This window comes from Sebaldella sp. S0638 (genome assembly GCF_024158605.1).
Lineage (GTDB): Bacteria > Fusobacteriota > Fusobacteriia > Fusobacteriales > Leptotrichiaceae > Sebaldella.
In genome coordinates, this window is record NZ_JAMZGM010000250.1 from 1 (window position 1) to 1,452 (window position 1,452).

The window sequence follows — 1,452 nt, forward strand, 5'->3', positions numbered from 1 at the left end:
AGACATACTCCTAATGCATAATTCCATTTTCTTGATTTTTTATATTTTTCACTAAATTTAGCTGCAGTATCAGATAAACTTTCATTTCTCTCATCTGTCATCGCTATTATTTTTACTAGATTTTCCTTTTCGGTATTTCCTGTATCTATTATTTTTCTTAACTCCTTTATTTCAGCTTCTTTTGCTTCTCCTATGCTTACTGTATCAAGCTCTTTAAGATGTGAGATTTCTCGTCTTAACTTCTGTGTATCCTGACATCTCTTACAATCATTTCTTAATCCGTCTTTTGTTCCTTTTGTTACATAAAAATATTTTTCCATATTCGGAAATTCTACACCACACTTACTACATTTCTTTACACCATATATCTCAATTTTTTCTGTTATTTCTCTTTTTTCCATAATTACTTCCTCCTATTTTATATTCAATAATTTCTGATTATCTAAATCAACAATAAATGTATTATTTCCTTTTTGTGATATATATTTTAGTGTTTCCAAATATTTTTCCTGCAATACCTTATCTGTTAATCCCGTACTTTTTATATTATTTGTTTCTGCCTCTATTTTTGCTTTTTCTTGCTGTAAATTCGCTGTTTCAAGGTCTTTTTCCGCTGTCACTCGTCTTCTAAATGCTTCCTCTACACTTTTATCTGTCGCTACTCCTTTTATTATTACACGAGTTATTTTGAATGCTCCCTGATCATTTTTATCCAGCTCTTCTTGTAACTGATTTTTTATTGCTACTTCTATCACATTTCTTTGCTGATGTATTGTTAATGAATCATGTTCGCTTATTTTGTCAAATATTACGGACCTTGCGACTTGTTCAACTAATGTGTATCCTACAAAATATTTATCTGTTTCGCCTTTTTTCTCTATTTTTTTATATTGATTACTATATTTTGTAAATAATTTCGGTGCCTGATCTTTGGAAGTATTGTAGTAAACCGAAACATCTAAATCATCTAAAAATAGATTGTCCTTAGCCTTTGGTTTTAAATCATTTAAAGATATTTCTGTTTCCTTTAGAGATACCTCGTATATATCAGCCCACCAAGTAAATCTTAATCCCGGTTCTTTTATTTCTTCTTTTACCTGTCCGAATAGTTTTACTATCCCTACATTTCCTGTTTCTATGCTTTGTGGTCCGCAGCTTAATATTGCACCTAACATTGTTGTCATCATCATTATCTTTTTCATTTTTTTCCTCCTAAATCATATATTATTTCCTCATAGTACATTTTTAATTCCTCGTCCGTCATTAATTCTGCCTTTTCCGGATTGCCTGTCAATACTTCGCTATTTTTCATGTGATTTACTGCTTTTTCTATAAATTTATCTCTTACATTTGGATATAACCGTTTCAATCTTTCGTACAATTTCCTATACCTCCATAACAATTATCAAACAGCTTTAATACTTCATTTTCCTTGCCTTCCGGTTTGAATAT

Annotated in this window: 3 protein-coding genes; all 3 read right to left on the reverse strand. The window is 30.4% G+C overall.

What is annotated here, in order from left to right; translation table 11 throughout:
• Positions 1-401: hypothetical protein (locus NK213_RS20025; protein ID WP_253352636.1), on the reverse strand; the 401-nt coding region annotated here is incomplete at its 3' end.
• A 12-nt stretch (positions 402-413) separates the two neighbouring features.
• Positions 414-1,202 (reverse strand): SPFH domain-containing protein, encoded by a 789-nt coding sequence (locus tag NK213_RS20030; RefSeq protein WP_253352638.1) that lies wholly within the window; start codon positions 1,200-1,202, stop codon positions 414-416.
• On the reverse strand, positions 1,199-1,381 hold the full coding sequence (locus tag NK213_RS20035) for a hypothetical protein (protein ID WP_253352640.1): 183 nt from the start codon (positions 1,379-1,381) through the stop codon (positions 1,199-1,201). The genes NK213_RS20030 and NK213_RS20035 overlap by 4 nt, the downstream gene beginning before the upstream one ends.
• Positions 1,382-1,452: the final 71 nt, after the last annotated feature.

Coding starts and splice junctions, on each gene's coding strand:
- NK213_RS20030 (WP_253352638.1), bottom strand. CDS start 1,202: ATGAAAAAGATAATGATGATGACAACAATGTTAGGTGCAATATTAAGC.